The 26099-nt window shown below is 62.3% G+C and carries 19 protein-coding genes; 9 read left to right on the top strand and 10 right to left on the bottom strand.

Translation table 11 applies throughout. The annotated features are described in order from the left end of the window. Positions 1-33 precede the first annotated feature (33 nt). Together dnaE and accA are read left to right on the top strand one after the other, a co-directional pair. Positions 34-3513: a DNA polymerase III subunit alpha gene (gene dnaE / locus BN1130_RS05325; protein ID WP_042040750.1), complete on the top strand. Its 3480-nt coding sequence runs from the start codon at positions 34-36 to the stop codon at positions 3511-3513. A gap of 15 nt (positions 3514-3528) precedes the next feature. After that, complete coding sequence (accA, locus tag BN1130_RS05320; protein WP_042040749.1) at positions 3529-4479, top strand: acetyl-CoA carboxylase carboxyl transferase subunit alpha; 951 nt, start codon at positions 3529-3531, stop codon at positions 4477-4479. A 113-nt stretch (positions 4480-4592) separates the two neighbouring features. Here accA and BN1130_RS05315 read toward each other — a convergent pair whose 3' ends face one another. Together BN1130_RS05315 and BN1130_RS05310 are read right to left on the bottom strand one after the other, a co-directional pair. Further along, the gene (locus BN1130_RS05315; RefSeq protein WP_042040748.1) at positions 4593-5972 is read right to left on the bottom strand and encodes an MATE family efflux transporter; all 1380 of its coding nucleotides are present in this window, start codon (positions 5970-5972) and stop codon (positions 4593-4595) included. 99 nt (positions 5973-6071) lie between these two features. Beyond that, complete coding sequence (locus tag BN1130_RS05310; protein ID WP_042040747.1) at positions 6072-6986, bottom strand: LysR substrate-binding domain-containing protein; 915 nt, start codon at positions 6984-6986, stop codon at positions 6072-6074. A 484-nt stretch (positions 6987-7470) separates the two neighbouring features. On the opposite strand from BN1130_RS05310, the gene BN1130_RS05305 reads away from it, so the two are divergent. Beyond that, positions 7471-8769 (top strand): HAAAP family serine/threonine permease, encoded by a 1299-nt coding sequence (locus BN1130_RS05305; protein ID WP_052448198.1) that lies wholly within the window; start codon positions 7471-7473, stop codon positions 8767-8769. A gap of 66 nt (positions 8770-8835) precedes the next feature. Here BN1130_RS05305 and BN1130_RS05300 read toward each other — a convergent pair whose 3' ends face one another. Next, a complete protein-coding gene (locus BN1130_RS05300) occupies positions 8836-9261 on the bottom strand; it encodes an Lrp/AsnC family transcriptional regulator (RefSeq protein ID WP_042040746.1) in 426 nt (141 codons plus the stop codon). Between the two features lie 160 nt (positions 9262-9421). Between BN1130_RS05300 and yjeH the strand changes: the two genes are divergently transcribed. Beyond that, on the top strand, positions 9422-10711 hold the full coding sequence (gene yjeH / locus BN1130_RS05295; protein WP_042040745.1) for an L-methionine/branched-chain amino acid transporter: 1290 nt from the start codon (positions 9422-9424) through the stop codon (positions 10709-10711). Between the two features lie 78 nt (positions 10712-10789). On the opposite strand, the gene BN1130_RS05290 is transcribed toward yjeH, so the two are convergent. The 3 genes from BN1130_RS05290 to BN1130_RS05280 form a co-directional block, all read right to left on the bottom strand. Continuing rightward, positions 10790-12514 carry an ABC-F family ATP-binding cassette domain-containing protein gene (locus BN1130_RS05290; protein WP_042040744.1) on the bottom strand — a complete coding sequence of 575 codons (1725 nt, stop codon included), beginning with the start codon at positions 12512-12514 and terminating at the stop codon, positions 10790-10792. 379 nt (positions 12515-12893) lie between these two features. Beyond that, entirely contained in the window at positions 12894-13331 is a 438-nt protein-coding gene (locus BN1130_RS05285; protein WP_042040743.1) for a PliI family lysozyme inhibitor of I-type lysozyme, read from the bottom strand. 115 nt (positions 13332-13446) lie between these two features. Continuing rightward, entirely contained in the window at positions 13447-15477 is a 2031-nt protein-coding gene (locus BN1130_RS05280) for a M13 family metallopeptidase (RefSeq protein WP_042040742.1), read from the bottom strand. 132 nt (positions 15478-15609) lie between these two features. Between BN1130_RS05280 and tilS the strand changes: the two genes are divergently transcribed. After that, positions 15610-16953, top strand: a complete 1344-nt coding sequence (gene tilS, locus BN1130_RS05275) for a tRNA lysidine(34) synthetase TilS (protein WP_042040741.1) — start codon at positions 15610-15612, stop codon at positions 16951-16953. Between the two features lie 91 nt (positions 16954-17044). Here the strand turns inward: tilS and BN1130_RS05270 are convergent, their stop codons facing one another. After that, complete coding sequence (locus BN1130_RS05270) at positions 17045-17950, bottom strand: GGDEF domain-containing protein (RefSeq protein WP_370736601.1); 906 nt, start codon at positions 17948-17950, stop codon at positions 17045-17047. A gap of 128 nt (positions 17951-18078) precedes the next feature. On the opposite strand from BN1130_RS05270, the gene BN1130_RS05265 reads away from it, so the two are divergent. Next, positions 18079-20031: a monovalent cation:proton antiporter family protein gene (locus BN1130_RS05265; protein WP_042040740.1), complete on the top strand. Its 1953-nt coding sequence runs from the start codon at positions 18079-18081 to the stop codon at positions 20029-20031. Positions 20032-20087: 56 nt separating this feature from the next. On the opposite strand, the gene BN1130_RS05260 is transcribed toward BN1130_RS05265, so the two are convergent. Further along, positions 20088-21257 (bottom strand): patatin-like phospholipase family protein, encoded by a 1170-nt coding sequence (locus BN1130_RS05260; protein WP_042040739.1) that lies wholly within the window; start codon positions 21255-21257, stop codon positions 20088-20090. 292 nt (positions 21258-21549) lie between these two features. Here BN1130_RS05260 and BN1130_RS05255 point away from each other — a divergent pair, with 292 nt between their 5' ends. From BN1130_RS05255 to BN1130_RS05245, 3 genes are read left to right on the top strand one after another with little or no spacing between them, the layout of a single operon-like run. Next, positions 21550-22293, top strand: a complete 744-nt coding sequence (locus BN1130_RS05255) for a glycosyltransferase family 2 protein (protein WP_042040738.1) — start codon at positions 21550-21552, stop codon at positions 22291-22293. Then, on the top strand, positions 22293-22625 hold the full coding sequence (locus tag BN1130_RS05250; protein ID WP_232301931.1) for a lipid-A-disaccharide synthase N-terminal domain-containing protein: 333 nt from the start codon (positions 22293-22295) through the stop codon (positions 22623-22625). The genes BN1130_RS05255 and BN1130_RS05250 overlap by 1 nt, the downstream gene beginning before the upstream one ends. 15 nt (positions 22626-22640) lie before the next feature. After that, complete coding sequence (locus tag BN1130_RS05245; RefSeq protein WP_042040736.1) at positions 22641-24347, top strand: ArnT family glycosyltransferase; 1707 nt, start codon at positions 22641-22643, stop codon at positions 24345-24347. Positions 24348-24414: 67 nt separating this feature from the next. On the opposite strand, the gene BN1130_RS05240 is transcribed toward BN1130_RS05245, so the two are convergent. Then, positions 24415-25266 (bottom strand): alpha/beta fold hydrolase, encoded by an 852-nt coding sequence (locus tag BN1130_RS05240; protein WP_042040735.1) that lies wholly within the window; start codon positions 25264-25266, stop codon positions 24415-24417. A gap of 120 nt (positions 25267-25386) precedes the next feature. Beyond that, a complete protein-coding gene (locus BN1130_RS05235; protein ID WP_042040734.1) occupies positions 25387-25974 on the bottom strand; it encodes a TetR/AcrR family transcriptional regulator in 588 nt (195 codons plus the stop codon). Between the last annotated feature and the right edge of the window lie 125 nt (positions 25975-26099).

Genomic DNA, 26099 nt, shown 5'->3' with positions numbered 1-26099 from the left:
CAGTCAATATCAACCAAGCACCAGGGAGTGACCATGGCCGAGCCTAGCTTTATCCATCTGCGCGTTCATTCCGATTTCTCCATGGTCGATGGCCTGCAGAAGATAGGCCCCATCGTCAGCGCCGCCGCCGCCGATGGTCAACCAGCCCTGGCGCTGACCGATCAGGTCAACATGTGTGGTCTGGTGCGCTTCTATGGGGCGGCCCATGGCAAGGGGATCAAGCCCATTGTCGGGACCGACTTCTGGGCGCAGAGCGACGAGTTGGGGGACGAGCTGTTTCGGCTCACCCTGCTGGCCATGGACAATGAGGGTTACCAGAACATCACCATGCTCATCTCCCGTGCCTACCAGCGTGGTCATGTGCAGGACAAGCCTGTCATCGACAAGGCCTGGCTGAGCGATCATGCCAAAGGGGTGATAGTGCTCTCCGGTGGGCGTGAGGGGGACGTGGGCAAGTTTCTGCTCAAGGGCAATCGGCAGCAGACCGAGCAGTGTCTCGATTTCTATCGCCAGCATTTCCCCGATGCCTATTACCTCGAGTTGCTGCGCACCGAGCGGCCGGACGAGGAGGCTTACCTGCACATGGCGGTGGCCATCGCCGCCGAGTTCGAGTTGCCGGTGGTGGCCACCAACGAGGTGGTGTTCCTCAACGCCGAAGACTTTGATGCCCACGAAATCCGGGTGGCCATCCATGATGGCTACACCCTGGCGGACAAGCGCAGGCCGCGCAATTACAGCCCCAAGCAATATCTGCGCAGCCAGGCCGAGATGGTCGAGCTGTTCGCCGATATCCCGGAGGCGCTGGAGAACACGGTCGAAATCGCCAAGCGCTGCAACGTGACTGTGCGCCTTGGGGAATATTTCCTGCCCAACTTCCCGACCGGCGACATGACCACGGAAGAGTTTCTGGTGGTGAAATCCCAGGAGGGACTGGAGGAGCGGCTCGCTTTCCTGTTCCCGGACGCGGAAGTGCGTGCCGCCAAGCGCGGCGAGTATGATGAGCGCCTCGAGATAGAGCTCAAGGTGATCAACCAGATGGGCTTCCCTGGTTACTTCCTCATCGTGATGGAGTTTATCCAGTGGTCCAAGGACAACGGCATTCCGGTCGGGCCCGGCCGAGGGTCGGGGGCGGGTTCGCTGGTGGCGTACGCGCTCAAGATCACCGATCTCGATCCGCTGGAGTTTGATCTGCTGTTCGAACGTTTCCTGAACCCGGAACGGGTCTCCATGCCCGACTTCGACGTCGACTTTTGCATGGACAGGCGCGACGAGGTGATCGATCACGTCGCCGACATGTATGGCCGGGATGCGGTGTCGCAGATCATCACCTTCGGCAGCATGGCCGCCAAGGCGGTAGTGCGGGACGTAGGAAGGGTGTTGGGCCACCCTTATGGCTTCGTGGACCGTATCTCCAAGCTGATACCGCCGGATCCGGGCATGACGCTCGCCAAGGCGTTCGAGGCCGAACCCAAGCTGCCCGAGCTCTACGATCAGGATGAAGAGGTCAAGGATCTCATCGACATGGCGCGCCGCCTCGAAGGGGTGGTGCGCAACGCAGGCAAACACGCCGGTGGTGTGGTGATAGCGCCCACCAAGATCACCGATTTCGCGCCGCTCTATTGTGACAGTGAAGGACAGCACCCGGTCACCCAGTTCGACAAGAACGATGTGGAGTATGCGGGTCTGGTGAAGTTTGACTTCCTGGGGCTGCGCACCCTCACCATCATCGACTGGGCGCTCGGCATGATCAACCCGCGCCTGGCCAAAGAGGGCAAGCCGCCGATCGATATCGCCGCCATCCCCATCGATGACAAGAAGTCGTTTGCGCTGTTGCAGCGTTTCGAGACCACCGCGGTGTTCCAGCTCGAATCCCGCGGCATGAAGGATCTGATCAAGCGGCTGCAACCCGACTGTTTCGAAGACATGATTGCTCTGGTGGCACTGTTCCGGCCGGGCCCGCTCCAGTCCGGGATGGTGGACAACTTCATCGAGCGCAAGCGCGGGGATGAGGCCATCTCCTACCCGGATGCCACCTGGCAGCACGAGAGCCTCAAACCCATACTCGAACCCACCTACGGCATCATCGTCTATCAGGAACAGGTGATGCAGATAGCCCAGGTGCTGGCGGGCTACACCCTGGGTGGGGCAGACATGCTGCGCCGGGCCATGGGCAAGAAAAACCCGGTCGAGATGGCCAAGCAGCGCTCGGGGTTCGAGGAAGGCGCCGTTAAAAACGGCATCGATGGCGAGCTGGCGGTAAAGATCTTCGATCTGGTGGAAAAATTTGCGGGCTACGGCTTCAACAAGTCCCACTCCGCCGCCTACGCCCTGGTCTCCTACCAGACCCTCTGGCTCAAGACCCACTTCCCGGCCGAGTTCATGGCGGCGGTGATGACGGCCGACATGGACAACACCGACAAGATAGTGACCCTGGTGGACGAGTGCCAGCGCATGGGGCTCACGGTGATACCGCCGGACGTGAATACCGGCCGTTATCGCTTCAGCGTCAATGAAGATGGCCATATCGTCTATGGTATCGGGGCAGTGAAGGGGGTCGGCGAGGGCCCCATCGATGCTATCCTGGCGGCGCGGGACAGCGACGGCCCCTTCCGGGATCTGTTCGATTTCTGCAACCGGGTCGACATCAAGAAGATCAACAAGCGGGTGATGGAGAAGCTCATCTACTCCGGGGCCATGGACCGGCTCGGCCCCCACCGGGCCGCCCTGATGGCCACCCTGGAGGAGGCGATGCGCGCCGCCGAGCAGCATGCCAAGGCCCAGGCATTTGGTCAGGTCGACATGTTCGGGGTCTTGACCCAGGAGATTGATGACGTCAAAAAGGCGTTCGCCAACGTGCCGCACTGGCCCGACAAGGTATGGCTGGAAGGGGAGCGCGAGACCCTCGGGCTTTATCTGACTGGCCACCCCATCAACCAGTACAGCAGCGAACTGCGCCGTTATACCTCGGGTCGGCTGTGCGATCTGCATCCCACCTCCCGGGATACGGTGACCACGGCAGCGGGTCTGGTGATTGCGGCTCGCAGCATGGTCACCAAGCGCGGCAACAAGATGGGGATCTTTACCCTGGACGACAGATCCGGGCGTCTGGATGTGACACTATTTAGTGAAGCACTGGAAAAATACGAAGAATTGATGCAAAAAGACCGTATTTTGGTGGTTTCTGGACAGGTCAGCTTTGATGACTTCTCCGGTGGCCTTAAAATGTCGGCCCGTGAACTGCTGGATATCAATGATGCGAGGGAGCGATTCGCCAGGGCGATCCGTATTTCTCTCGACGAACAGCGCATAGATGAACGCTTTTTTCAGCGTTTTAGCGAGATTTTGGAGCCCGCTCGTGCCGGAGTCTGTCCGGTTCAGGTACACTATCGGCGTCCCGGCTCACGGGTGCGACTGACGCTCGGTACCGAGTGGCGGGTGACGCCCACCGATCAACTGATAGATGACTTGCGTGTCCTGCTGGGACGAGAGCGGGTGGAATTGGTTTTTGATTAGAGGTTCTAAGGCCCTATGAGTCTTTTTCTGGATTTTGAACAGCCGATAGCCGAATTGCAGGCGCAGATCGATGAGCTCAAACATGTGAGCGAAGGCAATCACGCAGTGGATCTCAAAGAAGATATCCGCCGGTTGGAGAAGAAAAACGAAGAGCTGACCAAGAAGATCTTCGGTGATCTTGGGGCCTGGCAGGTATCCCAGATGGCGCGCCATCCCCAGCGTCCTTACACCCTGGATTACATCGCGCAGATCTTCACCGACTTCGACGAGCTGGCTGGCGATCGCGCCTATGCCGATGACAAAGCCATCATCGGCGGCATCGCCCGTCTTGACGGTGAGCCGGTGATGATCATCGGTCAGCAGAAGGGGCGCGAGACCAAGGAGAAGATCAAGCGCAACTTCGGCATGCCGCGCCCGGAAGGGTACCGCAAGGCCCTGCGGCTGATGGAGATGGCCGAGCGCTTCAAGATGCCGATCATCACCTTCATCGACACCCCGGGCGCCTATCCCGGCGTGGGTGCCGAGGAGCGTGGCCAGTCCGAGGCCATCGCCCGCAACCTGAAAGTGATGGCTGGCCTGACCGTGCCGGTGGTCTGCACCGTGATCGGTGAAGGCGGCTCGGGCGGAGCCCTGGCGATAGGTGTTGGCGATCGCGTCAACATGCTGCAGTACTCCACCTACTCCGTCATCTCGCCGGAAGGGTGCGCCTCCATCCTGTGGAAGAGCGCCGACAAGGCCCCGATCGCTGCCGATGCCATGGGCATCACGGCTCAGCGCCTGAAGGAGCTGAAGCTTATCGACACCATCGTCGAGGAGCCCCTCGGTGGCGCCCACCGCAATGTGGTCCTGATGGCCGAGCGCCTCAAGGCCCGCATCAAGCAAGATCTCGAGGCGCTGCGCCCGCTGGACAGCGACCAGTTGCTGGAGCAGCGCTACCAGCGTCTGCTGGGTTACGGCTACTGCTGATAACACCTGCGGCAGCTCGCGCCTGAAAAAAGTCCCCGCCATGCGGGGACTTTTTTTATGTCGGCGTCGGGATAATGACCATGGCAGAAGGTCTGTCCCTATGTCACAGCGGTTTATCCCAGGCTGGACTGGAGCTGCATCTGCTCCGTGGCCGGGGTCAGCTTGCACCACTCCCGCCACAGCAGCCCGCACAGGGGCAGGCTCAGCAGCAGCACTGTGATGGGCTGGGCCAGCAGCACCCCGTCGCGGCCCCACCAGAGCGGCAGCCAGAAGATGAGCGGCAGCAGCAGCGCCGTCTTGGCGGTCGAGATGATCAGCGCCTGCCTGGTGCGGGCCATGGATTGCAGCAGCACTATGCCGAACATGATGATCCCCTCCAGCGGAATGGCGGCAAGATTGAGGGTCAGGCTGCTGACGGCGGCGGCAATCAGCTCCGCATCCTGGGAACCGGTGTAGAGCATGGCCACCGGTTGCGGCAGCAGCTGGATCAACAGCCAGACCGCCACCCCGTAGATCAAGGTTACCTTGAGCCCCATCTCCATCAGGAACTTCAGATCCCGATGGCGCTTGGCCCCCGCCGCCTGGCTGACCAGCGGCTGGATGCCGAAGGCCAACCCCTGCAGGATGACGATGAACACCGCCTCGGTGTACCCGGCCACGGTGAAGCCGGCCAGATCCTTGATGGAGCCATAGACCATCAGCTGGCTGTTGTGCAGCAGCAGCAGCAGCCCCAGGTTGAACTGGGTGATGAGGCTCGGCAGGCCGCTGAACAGCAATCCGGGCATGGCCACCCACTCGGGGACGAGGTCGCGCCAGGAGAGGCGCAGCCTGGCATGGGAGCTAAAGAAATAGCCGAGGCCCAGCAGGCTGACGATACCCTCTGAGATGAGCGTCGCCTGGGCGGTGCCCACCAGTCCCAGCCCCAGTCGGCCCACCATCACATAGTTGAGCGCGATGTTGAGGATGGCGCCACTGCTGACCAGGATCATGGCGAGGCGGGGGCGGCCATCGTTGCGCAGCAGGTAGGGCACCGCCAGGTTGCTGGCCAGCAGCAGGGTGCCGCCACCAATCCAGGTGAGATAGTCGCTGGCCTGCTGCCAGGTCGCGGTGCCTTGCTCAATCCCCAGCGCCAGCAGGATCTCCATGTGCCAATGGTGCAGCAGCAGGGGGGCGGCGACCCCAAGCCCTGCCACTAGCCAGAGCGCATTGACCAGGCTCTGACGGGCCTGCTTGAGGTTTCTCGCCCCTTGCTGGAAGGAGATGGCAGTTGCCGCCCCCATGGCTACCATGGCGGCGAGGCCGATCAGCACCATGATGACCGGGTAGACCAGATTGATACCGGCGAGGCCGGCGGCCCCCACATAGTGGCCGACGAAGATGCCATCGATCAGGTAATAGGCACCGGAGACCAGCATGGCGAGGATGGAGGGGAGGGCATAGCCCCAGAAGCGGCGGGTCATGACCCGTTGGCGCAGGGTGAAGTAGGCAGACATATCTGTTCTCTCGGGGAGGCCCAATATCGAGCAGACAGTCTAGATTGATAAACTTACATTGATAATCCGATTTATATTTGATGAATTACTGAATAATACTCAGCAATCATGGCGGTGATAGTGCTCCTTGAGCTGGTCGATCAGGGTGCGCAGGCCGTGACCCAACTGATGGCGGCTGGGGTAGAAGAGTGAGAAGCCCGTGAAGCTGGGGCACCAGGGCTCCAGCACGCTCAGCAGTTTCCCCTCGGCGAGCTGCTGGCTCACCTCCTCCTCCAGGCAGTAGGCCAACCCCAATCCCGCCTCGGCCGCTCCCAGATAAAGAGCGGGGGTGCTGGTGGTCAGGGGGCCAGTCACCTCTATCTCCAGCAGGCTGCCCTCTTCCCCGGCAAAGGCCCAGCGGTAGTGGTGGGAGGGGGTCAGTCGATAACCGATGCAGGCGTGACGGGCCAGTTCGCGAGGGTGCTGTGGCGTGCCGTGCTCGGCCAGATAGGCGGGGGAAGCCACCACCAGATAGCGTTGCAGCGGGCCGAGCGGTACGGCAATCATCTCCTTGGGCAACAGGTCGCCATAGAAGATGGCGGCATCGTAGCCATCCTCGATGAGGCGCGGCATCAGCTCCTGCTCCACCACCTCCACCTGCATGCGCGGGTAGCGCACCAGATAATCGATCAGCACAGGTGCCAGTACGGTATGGATGGCACCCCGTGGCGCACAGAGCTTCAGCCTGCCGACCGGCTCCTCGCTGTGGCGGGTCAGCTCCTCCAGCGCCTCTTCCAGCTGGGTCAGGGTCGGCACCAGCTGCTCCAGCAGCCGTTGGCCCGCATCGGTCGGCACCACGGCGCGGGTGCTGCGATTGAGCAGCCTGACCCCCAGCCGCTGCTCCAAGCCCTTCAGGCTATGGCTCAGGGCGGAGGCTGAGACGCCAAGTTCGAGGGCGGCCTTGCTGAAGCTCTGGTGGCGGGCGACGGCGGCAAACACCGCCAGTTCGGCGAGATCGGTACGGGTGATGGCCATAGTTATTCAACGGAAAAAGCGGTGAGGAACAGGGTACGCCAGGGCAAGGTGGCACACAACTTGAGTCCCGGAGGGAGGAGTGTGATCAGGTTGTTTCAGCATCGGGAGCAGGCGTCGATAACGGGCTCCCGGGAATTGTTAACGACTCTTCACCAGAGTGGAAAGGAAGCGTGACTCAGAGCGTGGCAAACACGATTTAAGTCAAACTTTTGTTTAATTGTTCAAATTTACCTGTGATTTGGCCGGATGTTTAATTTAGAGTGACCCCATCAACGCGATACAGGGTTAACGGGGTGTGAACGCCGCCGTGGCATGGTTCAACGTGAATCCCCTGATCGCCCCACTTGTTGCAATTTGGTAATGCTTGCCGGGTTGCGCCACGGTTCGAGCCAGATCCAGGGTGGACATAAGGTTCCAGGGAGTCGGAACAAGACGGCACTTGCCGTGAGCCAGAAATTCGATTCTCAAACTACAGGAACGACTCATGTCCGAGATGAATGTTGCAGTAGAGGGCAGCCTGCCGCGCCAGGGCACCCGTGCCACTGGCATGAACAAGGCCGATCTGGTGTGGATGCTGGGCCTGTATGGCACGGCCATCGGTGCCGGTACCCTGTTTTTGCCCATCAATGCCGGGGTCGGCGGACTCTGGCCGCTGCTGGCCATGACCCTGCTGGCGTTGCCGCTCACCTTCTTCGCTCACCGTGGCCTCAATCGCTTCGTGCTCTCTGGCTCGACCCGGGATGGTGACATCACCGAGGTGGTCGAGGAGCATTTTGGCAAGATGGCGGGCAAGCTCATCACGCTGCTCTACTTCTTCGCCATCTACCCCATCTTGCTGATGTACGCCGTTGCCATCACCAACACGGTGGAGAGCCTGATGATCCATCAGCTCGGCATGACGCCGCCACCCCGCGCCCTGCTGGCCCTGGGGCTGATCCTCTCCCTGATGGCCGTGGTGCGTCTGGGGGGCAAGTTTATCGTCAAGGCGATGAGCATACTGGTGTTCCCCTTCGTCATCGCCCTCATGGGGCTGGCCTTCTACCTGGTTCCGCACTGGAATGGTGCCATCATCAGCGAGGCGCCGGCCTTGTCCGACGCCCTCAATGGGGACTTCGTCAAGACCCTGTGGCTGGCCATTCCCGTGATGGTGTTCTCCTTCAACCACTCGCCCATCATCTCGTCGTTTGCGGTGGATAATAAGGGCCGCTACGGTGAGCGAGCCGATGGCAAGTGCAACCGCATCCTGCTGGGCGCCCACATCATGATGGTGGTGAGCGTGATGTTCTTCGTGTTCAGCTGCGTACTGGCACTCTCTCCAAGTGATTTGCTGGCGGCCAAGGATCAGAACATCTCCATCCTCTCCTACCTGGCAAACCACTTCGACAATCCCGTGATTGCCACCCTGGCGCCGCTGATCGCCATGGTCGCCATCAGCAAGTCTTTCCTGGGTCACTATCTGGGGGCGCAAGAGGGCTTCAATGGGCTGATGGTCAAGATGCTGCGTGAACGTGGCAAGTCGATTGACAGCACGCGGCTCAACAAGGTCACCGCCCTGTTCATGATCCTGACCACCTGGGCCGTGGCCACGGTGAACCCCAGCATACTCGGCATGATCGAATCCCTGGGGGGCCCCATCATCGCCATGCTGCTGTTCCTGATGCCCATGTACGCCATTGCCAAGGTACCGGCCATGCGCAAGTTTGCGGGCCAGCCCAGCAACCTGTTCGTGACCCTGATTGGCGTGCTGGCCATGACCGGCATCCTTTACTCCCTCTTGTTCTGAGTCAGCGTTATCAGCACCAAGCCGCCCTCGGGCGGCTTGGTGCTGTCTGGGCATCCCTGAACTGGCTCAACGGGTGCGATCGACAAGCTCGCTCAAGATGGTATGGGTCTTTATCATGCTGAGCTGGGGCAGGGCCTCCAACTGTTGGCGAATGGCGTCGAGCCGCGTCATGTTCGCCACCCTGACCTGCACCAGCATGTCGGTGTCGCCACTGATGCTGTAGCAGAGCCGCACCTCGGGGATCTGGCCGATGCGGGCGCCATATTGCTCGCAGCGGGGGGTGCGAAAGCTGAGTTCGAAGAAGGCGCTGATCTGGCCCTGGGGCTCGGCCAGCACGGCGCGATAGCCGAGGATGATGCCTCGCTCCTCCAGGCGCTTGAGCCGCTCGCTCACCGCGGAGCGGGACAGCGCCACCGCCTCGGCCAGCTTGCTGATGCTGAGCCGACCATCTTGCGAAAGCAGGGCCACTATCTTGTCGTCGTATTTGTCCACGTTGCCTCTTTGCTGCTGCTTTCCTGCGCACCCCGGTTATGGCCGACGAAATGGCGGTGATAACCGTCACTTCACCGCTGCCAAGCGGCAGTCTGATGACTTACCTGCGAGGCCGAATTGGCCTAACATGGTGGACGATTTTCACATCGGACAACGGAAAATGTCGAGCTTAAAGAAGGATCTGGGACTGTGGCAGGGGATGGGGTTGCTGGCGACCTCCTTGCTTGGTACCGGGATTTTCGTGGTACCTGCCGCCGCGGCCTCCCTGGCGGGGGGAGCCTCCCTCTGGGCCTGGGGGCTGCTCATCGTGCTGGTGCTGCCCATCGCCTTTACCTTTGCCCGGCTCGGGCGCCGCTATCCCCATGCGGGCGGGGCGCCCCATCTTATCGGCAAGGCCTTTGGAGCCGGCGCAGAGCGTTACTCCGCCTTCCTGTTTCTGGCGGTGCTGCCGGTGGGATTGCCCGCGGCCCTCACCATAGCGGCGGGATTCTGGCATGCCCTGTTCGAACTTGGTGAGCTGACCCTGTGGGCCATACAGCTGTTGACCCTGCTCGGCGTCTTGCTGCTCGGCCTGCGCGGCGCACGCTCCTCGGGTAATCTGCAACTGCTCATTGCCCTGGCCATCGTCGGGCTGACCCTGCTTATCGCCCTCAAGGGCGAGATTGGCTGGCGTGATGCCGCTCAGCCTCTGCCGACGGCAGCTGAATGGCCCGCCATGGCCACGGCGCTGGCGGTGATGTTCTGGTGCTTCGTCGGTCTGGAAGCCTTCGCCCACATGGGGGAGGAGTTCAAAAACCCGGGGCGCGACTATCCCCTTGCCCTGCTTGGTGGCGTGCTGCTGGCGGGGCTCATCTACGGGATCCACTCCCTGGTCGTGCTCAAGTACGGCCTCTATGGCGACGAGGCGACCAATGCCACCGCTATTCCTACCCTGCTGGCGCTCTTGTTCGGGCCGACCGCCAAGTGGCTGGTGGCGATCCTCGGCTATCTCTCCTGCTTTGCCAGCATCAACATCTATCTACAGGGGTTTGCACGGCTCATCTGGAGCATGGCGCGTGAGGGCAAGCTGCCTGCTTCCCTGGCAACCCTGTCGACGCGGGGGGCTCCGGTGCGAGCGCTCTGTCTGGTGCTCGGTATCTGTGTCGCCTCCATCACCCTGATCCTCTGGTGGCGGCTGCCCCTCGATACCCTGATCCGCTACGCCAACGGCAACTTTGTACTGGTCTATCTGCTCTGCATGGCGGCGGGCTGGCGCCTGTTGGCAGGCGGCGGCAAGTGGTTGGCGGGTATGAGTGCCCTGCTCTGTGCGGCCGTCATGGTCGCCCTGGCCGCCGAGGGGATCTATGCCCTGCTGCTGACCCTGGGTTATGGGCTCTTCGCCCTGTGGCGGCGCAGGTGTCGTCAGCACCAGGGCACGGCCGAGGGGGGCAGCTGCTCCGTTATCGAGTAACCGCTGTCACAAGGCGCCGACGCGACCCAGTCAAAGCCCCGCAATGCGGGGCTTTGTCATCATGATTGGCGGCCGCGCTCAGAGGCCAAGCCGCTCGGTGAGCAGGGATAGCTCGTCGCGCCAGTGCTGTTGCAGCCGCGGGGTCTGATGCCTGGGCTTGCGGGCGAGATCGGCCGCCAGCAAGCTGTCCAGTTCGTACCAGCGTGCCAGCATGGCCTCGTCATCCTCCTCTGCCGTGGCCTGGGGCTGAGAGAGGGCCGTGGGGATCGGACTGCTTGATGGGCCTGCCAGTTCATGGCCGAGCAGCTCGGCATAGGCTCGCTCGGCACTGTGGGCCTCGACAATGCGTCCCCCCTTGATCACCCAGAAGCGGTTGCAACTGCGCTCGATCAGATCCCGGTCGTGGGAGACCAGCAAGACGCCACCGGCAAAGCCGGTCAGTGCCTCGGCCAGCTCCTCCTTGCCCTCCAGATCCAGATGGTTGGTGGGTTCATCGAGCCAGAGCAGGTGGTGACTCGCCAGGGAGAGGGCGAGGAACAGCAGTCTGGCCCGCTCGCCACCACTCAGGCTCAAGACCCGCTGGCCGTGACGGGTGTAGGGGAAGCCTGCCCGGATCAGGGCCTGGCGCAGGGTTACCGCCGGTCGCGGCGCCAGGGCGTAGAGGGCGTCGCTCAGGGTGGCCCCGTCATCGAGCTGCTGCAGGGATTGATCGTAGTAGGCGATGCTGGCTGCGGGGTGGCGGTACCAGCCCTCTGCCTGGCGCTGTTCACCTATCTCGGCCCAGCACTGGCGCAGCAGGGAGGATTTCCCCGTGCCATTGGCACCGAGCAGGGCGACCCTGTCACCGGATTTCAACCAGAGATCCTCGGCGCGCAGCAGGGGCGGCAACTGTGGCGCCGGGCGCACGTCGAGGGCTTCCAGCCGCAACAGGGCATCGGCGGGCAGCCCCAGTCCGTGCAGTTCGAGTCGCCAGGGGGCGCCGGCGCCGACCAGGCTCTGCTCCTCCTGCAGCTTCACGATGCGTTTCTCCATGGACTTGGCCTGGCGTATCAGCTTCTCGCTGTCATGTTCCCGCCCCCAGATGGTGAGGCGTTTGCTGCTGGCACTCAGGCGGTCTATCTCTTTTTGTTCATCCATCCGGCGCAGGCGAGCATTGTCGTCCTCTTCCACCAGCGCCGCCCTGGCCTGGCTGCAAGGCTGGGCGAAGCGGTAGATGCGCCTGTCCCGCAGGATCAGAGTGTGCTGGGTCACCCGATCTAGCAGGCGGCCATCGTGGGAGACCAGCACGAAGGCGCCGCGCCAGCTCGACAAGAAGCGCTCCAGCCAGAGCAGGGCGGGCAAGTCCAGGTGGTTGCTTGGCTCATCGAGCAGCAGCAGATTGGGTTGGCGCAGCAGGGCGCGCCCTATCTGCAGGCGGCTGTGCTGGCCGCCGCTCAGGGTAGTGACCGGCAAGTCGGCCTGCTCGGCGAGTTGCAGCTCATCGAGCATCTTGTCCACCTGCCAGCCGAGGGCGGGATCCCCTGCCACGGCTTGCTCCAGCACGGCGCGGGTGCTGAGCCCTTGCAACGCAGTGGGTAAATGCTGCGCCACAAACTCGCAGCGGCAGGGGGCGGCCTGTTGCACGCGTCCATCATGGGGCTGGATCTGGCCAGCCAGCAGGGCGAGCAGGGTGCTCTTGCCGCTGCCGTTGGCGCCGATGAGGCCGATGCGGTCACCGCTCTGGATGCTGAGGTCGATATTGTCGAACAGGGGAAGGTGACCTGCGCTCATCTGCAGGGAGTGGGTACTCATCAATGTTGTCATGCTGTTGCTCTCTAAAATGCGGGATCGGAGATCCCTGTCATCAGGAGCGCTGGCGACAATGGTCGAGAAAGGTCTCGGTCAAGAAGGGAGTCGGCTTTGCTCGAACCCGCTATCGCAGCGCGATCTTATGCAGGCAAGAGCTGGGGAAAGTGTCGAACAGACGAGCCGAGAACATCGGACACGTTGGGATTACCATTTTTTACCTCCTTGTGTTTTGTCATGGCACAGTGAGGCGATTATAAGCACAGAAAAAAACAAGCGTCCATCGGCGAACCAGAGGGCGTGACCCCCTGGTGATGAGTGTGGCGAACAGCGCATCTCACTGTCTGTCGCAAGCAAAGCGACAGCCTGCATGGCAGGCTGTCGGCTTCACTGTCCATTAATCCCTAGGGGTCTTGAGTGCCTGGATCACATCATCGTTTGGCGCCAGCCCCTCCACGTGGTTGAAGCTGTCGAGCCCCTGCTGGGGATCGATGATGAAGGCACTGGCACTGAGATAGCTGCCGCTGCCAGCGCTCTCGATGATGACGATGAGTTCGGGCTGCTTGTCACCGTTGAGATCCTGCAGTGTCAGCTCCTTGATGCTGCCATCGCGGGGCAAGATCTTGCCATCGATGAACTGGTCGAGGGGAAATTGGGGGTTGGCTCCGGTGTAGAGGCGCACGCCGTAGCTGCCGGTGGAGGCGGGTTCACCGCGCCCCTCGCTGACTGTGATCACCTGACCGGAGGGCAGCGTCAGCTGTTTGAAGAAACCATCCGCCGCCTGGCCGGTCAGTGGCAGGCTGAGCAGGCCGAGTGTCATGAGCAAGGTTTTCATCGATTTGACCCTTGTTACTGCGGTGACTGGCAAACAGGGTTGCCTGTCACGGATTGAAACCAGTGGGCCGGGCATCTGTGCCCGGCGCCTGTCATCTGCCTCTACGAGGCGGCGATCACCAGATCTTGACCCGTTTGGCCGGGTCCAGATAGAGCTTGTCGCCCTGGTCTATCTTGAACGCCTCGTAGAAGGCGGGAATATTGGGCACCACGCCATTGACCCTGTATTCGGGCGGGGAGTGGGGATCCGAACTGAGCAACATCTGCATCAGCTCGGGGCGATATTTGCCCTTCCACACCTGGGCCCAGCCGAGGAAGAAGCGCTGTTCGCCGGTGAAGCCGTCGAGCACCGGGGCCTCCTTGCCAGCGAGTGACAACAGGTAGGCCTTGTGGGCAATGGTGAGGCCGCCCAGATCGCCAATGTTCTCCCCCAGGGTGAACTGACCGTTGACGAACTGACCCGCTATGGGTTCGAAGCGGTTGTATTGGGCGACCAACCGGCTGGTGCGGAACCTGAACTCCTTGAGATCGGTCGGCGTCCACCAGTCACGCAACACGCCGTCCCCATCGGACTTGGCGCCCTGATCATCGAAACCATGACCCATCTCGTGGCCGATGACGCCGCCGATGGCGCCATAGTTGACCGCATCATCGGCGTTCAGATCGAAGAAGGGGGGCTGCAGGATGGCCGCCGGGAACACGATTTCGTTGTTGCTGGGGTTGTAGTAGGCGTTCACCGTCTGGGGCGACATGTACCAGCGATCCTTGTCGACCGGGGTGCCGAGCCGGGAGAGACTCTCCTGATACTCGAAGGCCTGGGCGCGCAGCAGGTTGCCGACCAGATCATCCGCGTTGACCTGGATGGCACTGTAGTCCCGCCACTTGTCCGGGTAGCCGATCTTGGGTCTGAACTTGGCGAGCTTCTCCTTGGCCTGGGCCTTGGTGGCCGGTGACATCCAGTCGAGGGTATCTATGCTCTGGCCGTAGGCGATGCGCAGGTTTTCGACCAGTTGCTCCATGCGGGCCTTGGCCTCGGGGGGGAAATATTGCGCCACATAGCGTTTGCCGACGGCCTCGCCCAGGTGGGCATCGAGTACCGCCAATGCTCGCTCCCAGGCCGCACGCTGCTTGGGAGTGCCGCTCAGGACGGTGCCGAAGAAGGCGAAGTTGGCCTGGTCGGTGTCGCTGTCGAGATAGGGGGCATAGTCGCTGATGAGCTGCCATTTCAGGTAGTCGCGCCACTGGGCTGCGGGAGTCTGCACCATCAGCTTGTCCAGGGCTTGCAGGTAGCTGGGCTGGCCCAGGATCAGGGTCGGCTGGGCGGCAATGCCCGCCTCCTCGAGATAGCTCTGCCAGTCGATATGGGGGGCGAGGCGGCTGAGATCGCCGCTGGCAACTTTGTTGTAGCTCTTCTCCCGATCACGCAGGGCGACCTTGTCCCACTGGATGCGGGCGATGGCGGTTTCCAGCGCCACTATCTGTTTGGCTTTGGCCTCGGCATCGGTTTCACCGGCCCGGGTCAGCATGCCAGCGATATGCTGCTGGTACTGCTGGCGCAGGCGCACACTGGCGTCATCACTCTTGAGGTAGTAGTCCCGGTCTGGCAGGCCGAGACCGGACTGGCCTATGTTGACGCTGTACTGGGTCGGCGCCTTGGCATCGGGTCCAATCCAGAAGCCGAAGGGGGCACCACCGCCCACCTTGCCGGTTCGCGCCAGGGCCTGGGCCAGGGTGCGGCTATCCGTCACCTGATCCAGCTCGGCGAGCAGGGGGCGAAGCGGGCTCATGCCCTTGCCATCACGGCCAGCTTTATCCAGATAGCTGGCGTAGAAATCGCGGATCTGCTGGGCTTCAGAGCCCTGGGGCGCATCCTTGGGCAGCGCCTCAATCAGGGTGCGAACATCGGCAAGGGACTTGTCGCGCAGGGTATAGAAGGCACCATCTGCGGGTCTGTCATCGGGGATCTTGGCGCTGGCGAGCCAGTGGCCGTTGGCATAGCGGAAAAAATCGTCGCCGGGCTTGATGCGGGTATCCATGTTGGCCAAGGTCAGCCCTGAGTGGGCCTGATCCTGGGCAGGTCCCTGGCTACAACCGGCCAGCAGGGCCAAGCCTATCAACCCGGCCAGTATGCTTTTCTTGTTGTGCATTGTACTTGTTCCAATTCGAGTTATTTGCTTCCTTGCTCAGGGTGCGAGCAGGCGAGTCTCACTCTAGCAGTCCGGTTACAGCTTGATAAGTCCGCATCTGCTAAGATCGGCCCGTCTATTCCGGGGAAGCCTATGATTTCTCAACTCTATTCACGTGTCTGTCAGACCCTGCCGACGCCAACAAGTTCCAGCTCCTTATTGGTGGCTTACAGCGGTGGTCTCGACTCCACCCTGCTGCTCTTGCTGGCCGAGCGTTTCGCCCGCGAGCGGCAGCTGCCCCTGCGTGCTCTGCACGTGCACCATGGGCTCAGCCCCAATGCCGATGCCTGGGCCGAGCAGTGCGCCGCATTCTGTCGGCAGCTCGGCGTGCCGCTGCAGGTGGCGCGGGTAGCGCTGAACCGGGGCAATGGCGAGAGCCTGGAGGCGCAGGCCCGCACCGCTCGCTATGACCAGCTGAGCACGGCGCTGGCGCCTGGGGGCTGGTTGCTCACGGCGCATCATCAGGACGATCAGCTGGAGACCCTCTTGCTGGCCCTCAAGCGTGGCGCCGGCCCACGGGGCTTGTCCGGCATTGTGCCGAGCCAGCCATTTGGTCAGGGATGGTTGTTGCGCCCCTTGCTGACCACTGGCCGCGAGGAGCTGGCCGAGGCGGCCGGCGAGGCGGGGCTGAGCTGGGTGGAAGATGAGAGCAATGTGGACGTGAGTTACGATCGCAACTTCCTGCGCCAGCGGGTGATCCCCGGGCTCAGGGCCCGCTGGCCGGCCATCGCCCAGACGGCGGCCCGCAGCATGGCCCTCTGTGCGGAACAGCAGGCGCTGCTCGAAGAGCTGGCGGCCGAGGATTGGCGGTTGGCGGGAGAGGGGGAGGCGCTGCGCATCGCCCCGCTCCATGAGTTGAGCCCGGCCAGGCGCAATAACCTGTTGCGCCACTGGATCCGGCGCCAGGGTGGCGAGATGCCGGCCCGGGATCAGCTGGCCCGGTTGTGGGACGAACTGGTGTTGGCCCGTCCGGATGCCAATCCTCAACTCAATTGGGGTCGGGTGAGTTGCCGTCGTTATCAGGGCCTGCTCTATCTGGTGCGCCCGGATCTGGCGCCGCTGACCGAGCAGATCCCCCTGGTTCCTGGTCGCTGGGTGACATTGCCGGACCGGCTTGGCAGCGTGCAGTTGCGCATCGGCGCCGAGGGGACATTGAGGCTGCCCGGGGCGGATGAGCCGCTCTCCATTCGTTTCTCGGTGGCCCCTGGCCAGACCCTCACCCCGCAGGGGCGAGGGGGGAGCCGTCGCCTCAAGAAATTGTGGCAGGAGTACGGGGTGCCCTCCTGGCAGCGAGGTCGAATCCCCATTCTCTTCTATGGCGAGGCGCCCGCGGCGGCCCTGGATCTCTTCATCTGCGAGGGCTTTGCCCGGACCGGTGGCCTGGGGCTGGCCTGGCAGAGGCTGGACTCGCCGGACGATGCCGAGCCCTTGCCATAAAAAATCCGGGGCGGCCATTGGCCGCCCCGGATTTGTTAAACAGCGCAAGCTCATGGCTTGGCTATCCCTGGATGCAGACAGGCATGACTGCTTAGCCAGCGCCTTCCGCTTTCTTGCGGGAGTAGAGGTGGCTATCCGCGGTCTCGTACAGGGTGTAGACGTCCATGCCCGGCAGCCAGTTAGCGGCGCCAAGGGAGCAGCCGACCTCGAAGCTGACGAGCTCCTGGTGGCTGCGGAGCATCTGTTGCAGCCGCAGCCAGACTGGTCGCCAGGCCTCGGCATCGGCCGGTTGCAGCAGCAAGGCGAACTCATCCCCCCCGATCCGAAACGCCTGATCCGTGGCGCGGATGCACTGCTGCAGCAGTTGGGCGAAGCGGCTGAGCACCAGGTCACCGACCGGGTGGCCCCAGGTGTCATTGACTTGCTTGAAGCGATCGAGATCCAGCAGTACCAACACCAAGCCATGAGGATCCCGGCTGTGCTGCTCGACGGCGCGGCCGAGGGCTTCATCGAAATAGGCCCGGTTGCCAAGCCCGGTCAGATGATCGAGACGCACCTGTTGTTCCAGATTGGCCAGGCGCAGGTAGAGGGGCAGCGCCAGCTCGAACTGGCGGTGACAGGCCTGCAACTCAGCAGTCTGCTGCTGGCTGGGGGTCTGGATCAGCTGATAATGGAGCTGTCCCAGGCAGAGACCCTGGCCATCCTTGAGCGGAAACTGGTAGCTGTGCAGGCTGATCTGATCCTGGGGCAGACACTGGATCAGGCTGTGGTGGTGGGTGCCCTCCAGGCAGAGGCTGTGGATGCGGACAATCCTTGCCGCCGTGCGGGCAAAGATTGCCAGCAGCTCGCTCAGCGTCTGCTGGCCGAGCAAGCGCTCGAGCAAGCCATGAGCTGGCTGACTTATCACGGGCGTCAGGTGATCCAGTTGGCGGATCCACTGCGCTGCGTCATAACCGACAGAGGCGTTTGCCCCTCTCCACGATGTTGAATTATCCACTCTATTTCCTTCCCAAGCGGCACCCAGGCCCACCATGGTGCCAAATACTGCAAGATCCGCGCCCAAAATATGTCCTATAGGGGCAACCCCGGCTGGCTAGACTTAAGTCGATAAAATAGGAGGAAAAATTGTATACGGAATTTTTGACGTTGCTGTTTGCCGCCGTGTTGCTGGTGGCGGTTTTCCGGCGCTTGGGCCTGCCGGCGATCCTCGCTTACCTGATCGCCGGCGTGCTGCTCGGCCCCTATGGTCTGGCGTGGGTCACTGAGCAAGCCATGATGCACACCCTGGGGGAACTTGGGGTGGTCTTCCTGATGTTCTCTCTCGGCCTCGAATTCTCCCTCTCCAAGCTCATTGCCATGCGCAGCCTGGTGGTCGGGGTCGGGGGGCTGCAGGTGATCCTGACCACGGCGCTGTTTTGCTGGATTGGCTGGTGGTGGGGGCTGACCCTGCCCCAGGCACTGGTGGTGGCGGGCACCCTCAGCCTCTCCTCGACTGCGGTGGTGATCAAACAGCTTGGGGAGCAGAAGCAGCTGCATACCCGTCGTGCCCAGCTTGGGGTCAGCGTCCTGCTGTTTCAGGACTTGGCCGTGGTGCCCCTGCTGGTGATGATCCCCATATTGGCCGAGCCCGAAGCCCAGGGCGATGCCCTGCTGGTTGCGGTCGCCTGGGCCTCACTCAAGGGCTTGCTGGTCCTGCTCGGCCTGTTGGCGGTGGGCAAGTGGTGGTTGCCCTCCCTGTTTCATGAGGTTGCCCGGGCCCGCTCCGACGAGTTGTTCGTACTGAGCGCCCTGCTGGTCGCGCTGCTTGCGGCTTCTCTCACTCAGTGGATGGGGCTCTCCATGGCCCTGGGGGCTTTCCTGGCGGGGATGATGTTGGGGGAGTCCCACTATCGTCACCAGCTGGAGGTGGACATCAAGCCGTTTCGCGATGTCTTGATGGGGCTCTTCTTCATCACCATCGGCATGGCCATGGAGTGGCAGCAGGTAGCGCGCCATTGGTGGCAGGTGGTGGGCATTGTGGTGCTGCTGGTGCTGTTCAAATCGCTATTGGTTCTGCTGGCGGGGCGCTTGATGGGGGAGCGAAAACGCGATGCCATGGCGGCGGGCATCATGCTGAGTCAGGTTGGCGAGTTTGGCTTCGTGCTGCTGGCCCTGGCGCTCAGCCACGGCTTGCTTGGTCAGGATATCGTCTCCCTGTTGATCGGTATTGGCGTTATCTCTATTGCCATCACCCCTTGGCTGGTGGGGCGCTCCCAGGATCTGGCGCGCTGGCTGACGCGATCTTCCCTGCTTTCCCAATCAGAAGTGGCCCAGTCGGGCCTGAGCAAGAGTGGTCACGTCATCATCGCGGGCTTCGGTCGGGCCGGTCAGACCTGTGCCCGCTTTCTCAAGCTGGAGGGGATCCCCTTCCTGGCACTGGATCTGGATCCCGAGCGGGTGAATGAGGCCAAGCTGGCGGGGGAGCAGGTGGCCTTTGGTGATGCCAGCAGACGCGAGATCTTGCTGGCCGCGGGCCTGCAACGGGCCCGTCTGGTGATCATCACTTTCGACGATGCCAAGCGGATCGGCGCCATGCTCTCCCTGATCCCCGGTTTGGCAGAGGGGGTCAAGATAGTGGTGCGCACCCAGGATGACCGCCTGTTGGAGCAGTACAAGCAGGCCGGGGCTCACGAAGTGGTGCCGGAATCCCAGGAGGGGACCCTGATGCTGGTGTCCCACCTGTTGCTGCACTGTGACGTGCCCATAGGCCGGGTGATCCGGCGCATGGAGAAGGAGCGCAACAGCCAGTACTCCTTCCTGCATGGCTTTTACTGGGGGGGGCAGAGTGCCCCGGATCTGGAGACGGATCAGGGCCTGGAGCGGCTGCACCCGCTCGTGCTGAGCGAGCAGGCCTGGGCCATAGGCCACAAGGTGCAGGATCTCGCCCTGGAGGCTGTGCACATCAAGGAGGTGCAGCGTGGGGGCGATGTGCTGGAGCCCAGGGCCGAGCTGCTGCTGGGGGCGGGGGATACCCTGGTGCTGTTTGGCACGAGTGCCGCCATCGAGCAGGCAGAGCAACGGCTGCTGGAGGGGCGCTAGTGCAGGCCGGGCTTGTGGGAGGCCGCCAGATAGCGGCAAGAACATAGCCCTGGCCGCTATCTGGCGGGTTGGACTGCGGTGACTTGCGAGACGCTGGCCGGGCTCTGGATATCGAGGAAGCGAGCGACACGGGATCTGTCGTCCAGGGTGTCTTGATAACCCAGGGCGATGAGCTGTTGGCAGTAGCCGGGGACGAACATCAGAAAACTGGCCAGGCTGCTGGTCTCATCGCCCTTGACACCCAACACCCGCAGCAGGCGGCGCATCTCGGTTGGCAGCTGGGGCAGAAAAGGGAGCGCCAACACGTCGAGATCCTGGCTTGGTTTGAGCACGCAGGCTTCCACCTCCTTGAGTTTTAGCCTTGCTCTGTCCCGCTCTGGAATGAGCGACAGGGTGAGGTTGATGCGGCCCAGGCGCTCCAGATCCGAATTGAGGGTGTCGGTGAACACGGTGTCGAGCAGGTGGCTGGCGATGTGGGAGCTGGTCAGCCGCTCCCGGTATTGAGTCGGGTTATGTTGGGGAGGCGGCGCCAGGGCAATGGCCAGGATCCGCTCTGCCCCCAGATGGATAGCCGGGCTCAGGGGACTGAGCTGATGAATGGAGCCATCGCCATAGAATTTGTCGCCGATACGGGTGGCGGGGAACACGAAGGGCAGGGCACTGGAGGCGATCAGATGATCTGAGGTGATCAGGGTACGGATGCCGCGCCTGCGTTCCCGCTCCCAGGGGTGATGCTGAGAACGTCCCTGAAAGAAGGTGGTGCTAAGGCCGCTCTCATAATCCGATGCGGTGATGGCCAAGGCCTCCAGACTGCCGTAGAGGATATTGTCATCGATGCGGTGGTAGTCGATGAGCTGCTCGAGCAGCTTGCGCAGTGGACTATTGTCGAACAGGTTGAAGGCGCGATTTGGGTCTGGATGGATCAGGCCCGCCGACCCCTCGTAGAGCAGACGCCAGAGCAGGCGCCCCGGGTGAAAATCGAAGATGTGGCGCGTCTCGAAACGGCGCCAGACCCACTCCAGTTTACGCACTCCCAGGTGAAAGCATGAGGCATGGCAGGCGAGGGCTGTGGCGTTGAGGGCACCGGCCGAGGTGCCGCATAAAATGGGGAAAGGGATCCCCTGATTGCGGGGGTAGAGTTCGGCGATAGCTTTGAGGGCGCCAACTTGATAGGCGGCGCGAGCACCACCACCGGTTAACAGCAGGGCTGTGTTAGGTTTGGCCATAGCGGATGCCTTTGGAACTATTCAAGGTTGTTCTGTGGCGCTCAAAGCAAGAGCCGCCGGTCGGGTTCCATCCTGTGACATGGGTTCTGCCAGCGCCCGGCCAAGGGTAGATAAGATGTCATAGCTGCGTCATTTCCGTCAGGGACGCTGGGCAGTAACTTGACTACAAGTCTATAACATTATTAATAAAAATAGTTAAGCCCATGTGTAAAGTCAGGGTAAATCCAGCCCAGGTTCAGCCTTGCTGTGGGTTAATGTAACGCGAGTTGTGAAATCAATTGAGGCCCCATCAATGCAAGCAGCGCATATCAGCGTCTCCATCGTCATACCGGCACAGAACGAGCGGGACAACCTGAAACCCCTGATCGGCGAGATCCGCCAGGCCATGGATGGACAGTTCGAGTACGAACTCATCTGTGTGGATGACGGCAGCACCGATGACAGCGTTGCCATTCTGACCCGGATAAAGCAGGATTTTCCAAGGCTCAGAGTGCTGCGCCATGAGCAGGGGGTGGGCCAAAGTTTTGCCGTCCTGAGCGGGGTGCGCCATGGCCGTGGCGACTGGCTGGTGATACTGGATGGGGATGGCCAGAACGATCCGGCCGACATCCCCGGCCTGTTGCATGAATTGATGGGGCGCAATGAGGCGGATCCGGCGCTGGTGGGTCTGATTGGTCACAGGGTCAACCGGCGGGATGACTGGGTCAAGCGACTCTCCTCCAGAGTGGCAAACAGCTTTCGTGATCTTTTGCTGCGCGATGGCATCCCCGATACCGGCTGTGGCCTCAAGGCGCTCAAGCGGGAATGCTACCTGGCGCTGCCCTGCTTCAACCACATGCATCGCTACATTCCGGCGCTGATCCAGGCCTATGGCGGCAAGATGGCCTCTTACCCGGTCAACCACAGGCCACGTCAGGCCGGAACGTCCAAATACGGGGTCTGGAACCGGCTCTGGGTCGGGCTTGTGGATGTGATCGGGGTCTGCTGGTTGCTGCGCAGGGCCAAGGTAGTCCAAGTCAGGGAGCAGCTGGATTGATGATGCTGGAGACCCAAATTGACTGGCTGATATGGACCGGGCTGCATGTCACCGGCTGGAAGCTCATCGGTTATGCGGGGGCCTTGATGTTTGGCGGGCGCTGGCTGGCGCAGTTCATCGCGTCCAGGCGGGCAGGCAAGCCGGTGATCCCGCGGCTGTTCTGGTACATGAGCATACTCGGCAGCCTGATGACGCTCAGTTATTTCATTTTCTCCCCCAAGCAAGACTCGGTCGGTGTGTTGCAGAATCTGTTTCCCGCCTTCACCGCGCTCTACAGCCTCTATCTGGATGTGAAACATCGTGGCTGGCGCCGGGACAGGGGGGATCGGTGATGACAAGGGGCTGCCATGATAAGTGATCGATTTTTACTGGAGGCATCACCGCGCCAGACTCTGGGTTGGCTGATGCTGCTGGCCCTGGTCATACTGGCTGCGGGGATCGGCTTGCGCGACCCCTGGCCCGCCGACGAGCCCCGTTTCGCCCTGGTGGCCAAGGAGATGGTCGAGAGCGGCCGCTGGCTGTTTCCCATGCGTGGCGGCGAGATTTATCCCGACAAGCCGCCCCTGTTCATGTGGGGTATTGCCCTCGGTTATCTGCTGACAGGCTCACTCAAGGTGGCTTTCTTGCTGCCTTCCCTGCTGGCGGGACTCGGTACCCTGGTGCTGACCTGGGATCTCGGTCGTCGGCTGTGGAATGCTCAGGTGGGCTTCCTGGCGGGGGTACTGCTGCTCTTTACCGTCCAGTTCACCCTGCAGGCCAAGACGGCGCAAATCGATGCCCTGGTGAGTTTCTTCATCACCCTGGGGCTCTATGGCTTCCTGCGCTTCCTGCTCGCGGGCGGCGGCTGGCGCTGGTACTACCTCGGCTGGTTTGCCGCGGGTCTTGGCATCATCACCAAGGGGGTTGGCATCTTGGCGGTACTGGTGTTGATCCCGGCTATCTGGACGCACAGGGCGCCGTTGTGTCAAGCCAGTCGCGCCGCCTGGTGCAAGGGGCTGCTTGGCCCCTTGGTGATGCTGGGGGCGATTGGCCTCTGGCTGCTGCCCATGGTGCTGGCGGTGGCATCGAGCGGTGATGCCGTGCTGCAAGCCTATCGTGACAACATCCTGCTGCATCAGACGGTGACCCGCTATGCCAACGCCTGGCATCACGTCAAACCCCTCTGGTACTACTTCACCGCCGTCATCCCCCCCTTCTGGCTGCCGGTCTCCCTGCTGCTACCCTGGCTCGCGGTCCGCTGGGTTCGTGCCATTCGAAATGATGGTGACAGGCGGGTGATACTGCTGCTCGGCTATCTGCTCTTGATGCTGCTGTTCTTCTCCCTGTCACCGGGCAAGCGCGGCGTCTACATCACGCCGGGCACCCCGGTGCTGGCGCTGCTGGCGGCGCCCTGGCTGGGCCAGCTGCTTGACCGGGTCTGGCCGGCACGGCTGCTCAAGGGGTTGGGCTGGCTGCTCGCTCTGGTGGGGATCGGCGCTGCTCTGGCACTGATGTTCAATGCCAGGCTGGCCGCCAAGGCGGCCGAGCTTGGGGATGATCCCTGGTTGCCGCTGCTGATCCTGGGTCTCGGTCTGCTGGTGATCAATGGCATATTGCACCGGGCCCCGCTGCTAGGGATCCTCGGCTCATTGGCCTTCGGCTGGCTGCTCTATTCCACCCAGATAGCGATGCGGCTCAACGAGGTGCGCACCCCGGAGGAGATCATGGTCAAGGCGGCGCAAGAGGTGCCCCAGGGAGATCAGCTGCTGCTGGTGGGCTTCAAGGAGCAGCATCTGCTGTTCGCCCGTCAGCCGCTTTGGCACTACTCCTACCATGAGGAGAACCGGGTGCAGGGCCGGGAGGCTGCCGCTTGGGTGGCGGCCATGCCCGGGCGCTGGGTGCTGGGCTCGCGCAACATCATCAGTGTCTGTTTCGACCCCCGGCAGACCATGAGTCTGGGCTATCGCCACCGCACCGACTGGTTGCTGGCCCGTGCCGATGCCCTGCGCCCCGCATGCCGGGGCCTGACTCCGACCATCGAGCCCTTCTTCTACGCCCCCACGCTGGTCTATTGAGTTCAGGCAGGTTGACCAAGAAGGGAGGGGGGCCATGGCTCCCCTCTCTTCTTGGCGGGTCGCGAGGTCAGGCCGGCGATTGGCTGAGTTCGACGAAGGCGGCAAACAGGGGCGGGCTGGTCAGTATGCGGCCATGACCCAGGCCTTGGGTGGAGATGAGCCGGGTGCGGCCATTCTGGCTGGCACGCAGGGAGTCTTGATGGGGGGCGAACCTGTCCCCCTCGTCGTGGACGATGAGGGCCGGGCCGCTGCGCCTGGTCAGGGCAGCCAGGGGGTCCACCTCGCTCAAGGGGTGTTGATACTCCTGCTCTATCTCTTTGACCACGGCATCGAACAGCCGCATCGAATAACCGGATCGCGCCACCATGGCGTAGAGCTGGGGCACATAGTCGATGACGGGAGCGACCAGCAGCAGGGGGCAGGTCTGCAGGCGAGGGTGGCGGCTGGAGAGGGCCACGGCGCCTCCCATGCTGTGGGCCATCACGCCGGCGATGGGGCCAAGCCGTTCGATCAACTCATCCAGGGCGCGCACGAAGCGGGGCAGATGACCGGTTTTCCCCTCGCTATGGCCGTGGGCTGGGTGATCGTAGGCGATGGCGGTGAACCCCCGGGCCGCAATGTGTTCCATCAGCGGGTAGAGCTGGCTGGCGCTGCCGGACCAGCCATGCATCAACAGCCAGACCGGGCCTTGACCGAGGCGATAGCTCATCAGCTGCCCCTCGCTGGTGTGCACGGCCTGGCGCACCAGACCTGCGGGGAGATCGGTGTCGCGCTGGGCGCGGCTCGGGGTCAGCAGCAGTTTGCTGGCGGTGCGTTTGGCGTGGGCGGGGGCCAGGCCATGATGCAGGCGGGTGCCGAGACCCAGCAGCCACTTGCCCGGGCTGAAACGGCGGGTATTGAAGTAGATCTTGCTGCTCATGGGCGGTCACTCCTGTGGTGCGCCGGTGTGAGGCGGCTGGGTGTGTTATTTTGAGTACGGTCGTGCTTTTTAATCGGTTTTAAAAAACAGCGGCTGAAAACAGCCAATCCACCAGGGCGATCAGCTTGGGCGCCAACTGATGAACAGCGCCTCTACCTCGGGCCAGAAATGGTGCCCGGGATCGTCGCTCAGGGCCAGGGCATCGAACACCTGATCGCCCAGATAGAGGCCGTAGAGCCGGTAGACGGCGCGCCAGGGATCCATCTCGGCTCGCCATTCGCCCAGGGCCTGGCCTGCGGCAACCTGACGGGCGAGATAGTCGAGCCAGAAGCGCACCAGCTGGCGAGCGGCTTGCTGCACCTCTCCCTCCTGGGCCGAGGTCCAGGCATCGAGAAACATGCAGCGTCCGGCGAAATTCTGATTCCAGGCGAGCCAGGCTTCCAGCAGCGCCCGTAATTTAGCCTGCTGATCCGGATATGCCCGCTGGCGCACCGGCTGGATCACTCTGTCCCGAAACACCTGGCCTGCGTATTCGAGCACGGCTATCTGCAAGTTGTCTCTGGACTGGAAGTGGGCGAACAGGCCGCTCTTGGACATCTCGCACCGGCTGGCGAGGGAGCCGATGGTGAGACTCTCCAACCCCTGCTGGCTCGCCTGCTCGAAACCTTGCTGCAAGATAGTCTCACGGGTCAGTCGGCCTTTGCTCATCCATCACCTCAGTGTCGATCCCGTGGCAGCATATAGGACGATCGTACTTTTTGCGAGCCACAGTTGCACAGCAGACAAGTCGCGGTCCGGCAATGAGAAGACGCCGCTCAGTTATCCTTGATATC

This window comes from Aeromonas rivuli (genome assembly GCF_000820045.1).
Classification (GTDB): Bacteria; Pseudomonadota; Gammaproteobacteria; order Enterobacterales; family Aeromonadaceae; genus Aeromonas; species Aeromonas rivuli.
The sequence above is the reverse complement of the archived record's forward strand: the minus strand, read 5'-3'. Positions and strand labels throughout refer to the sequence as shown.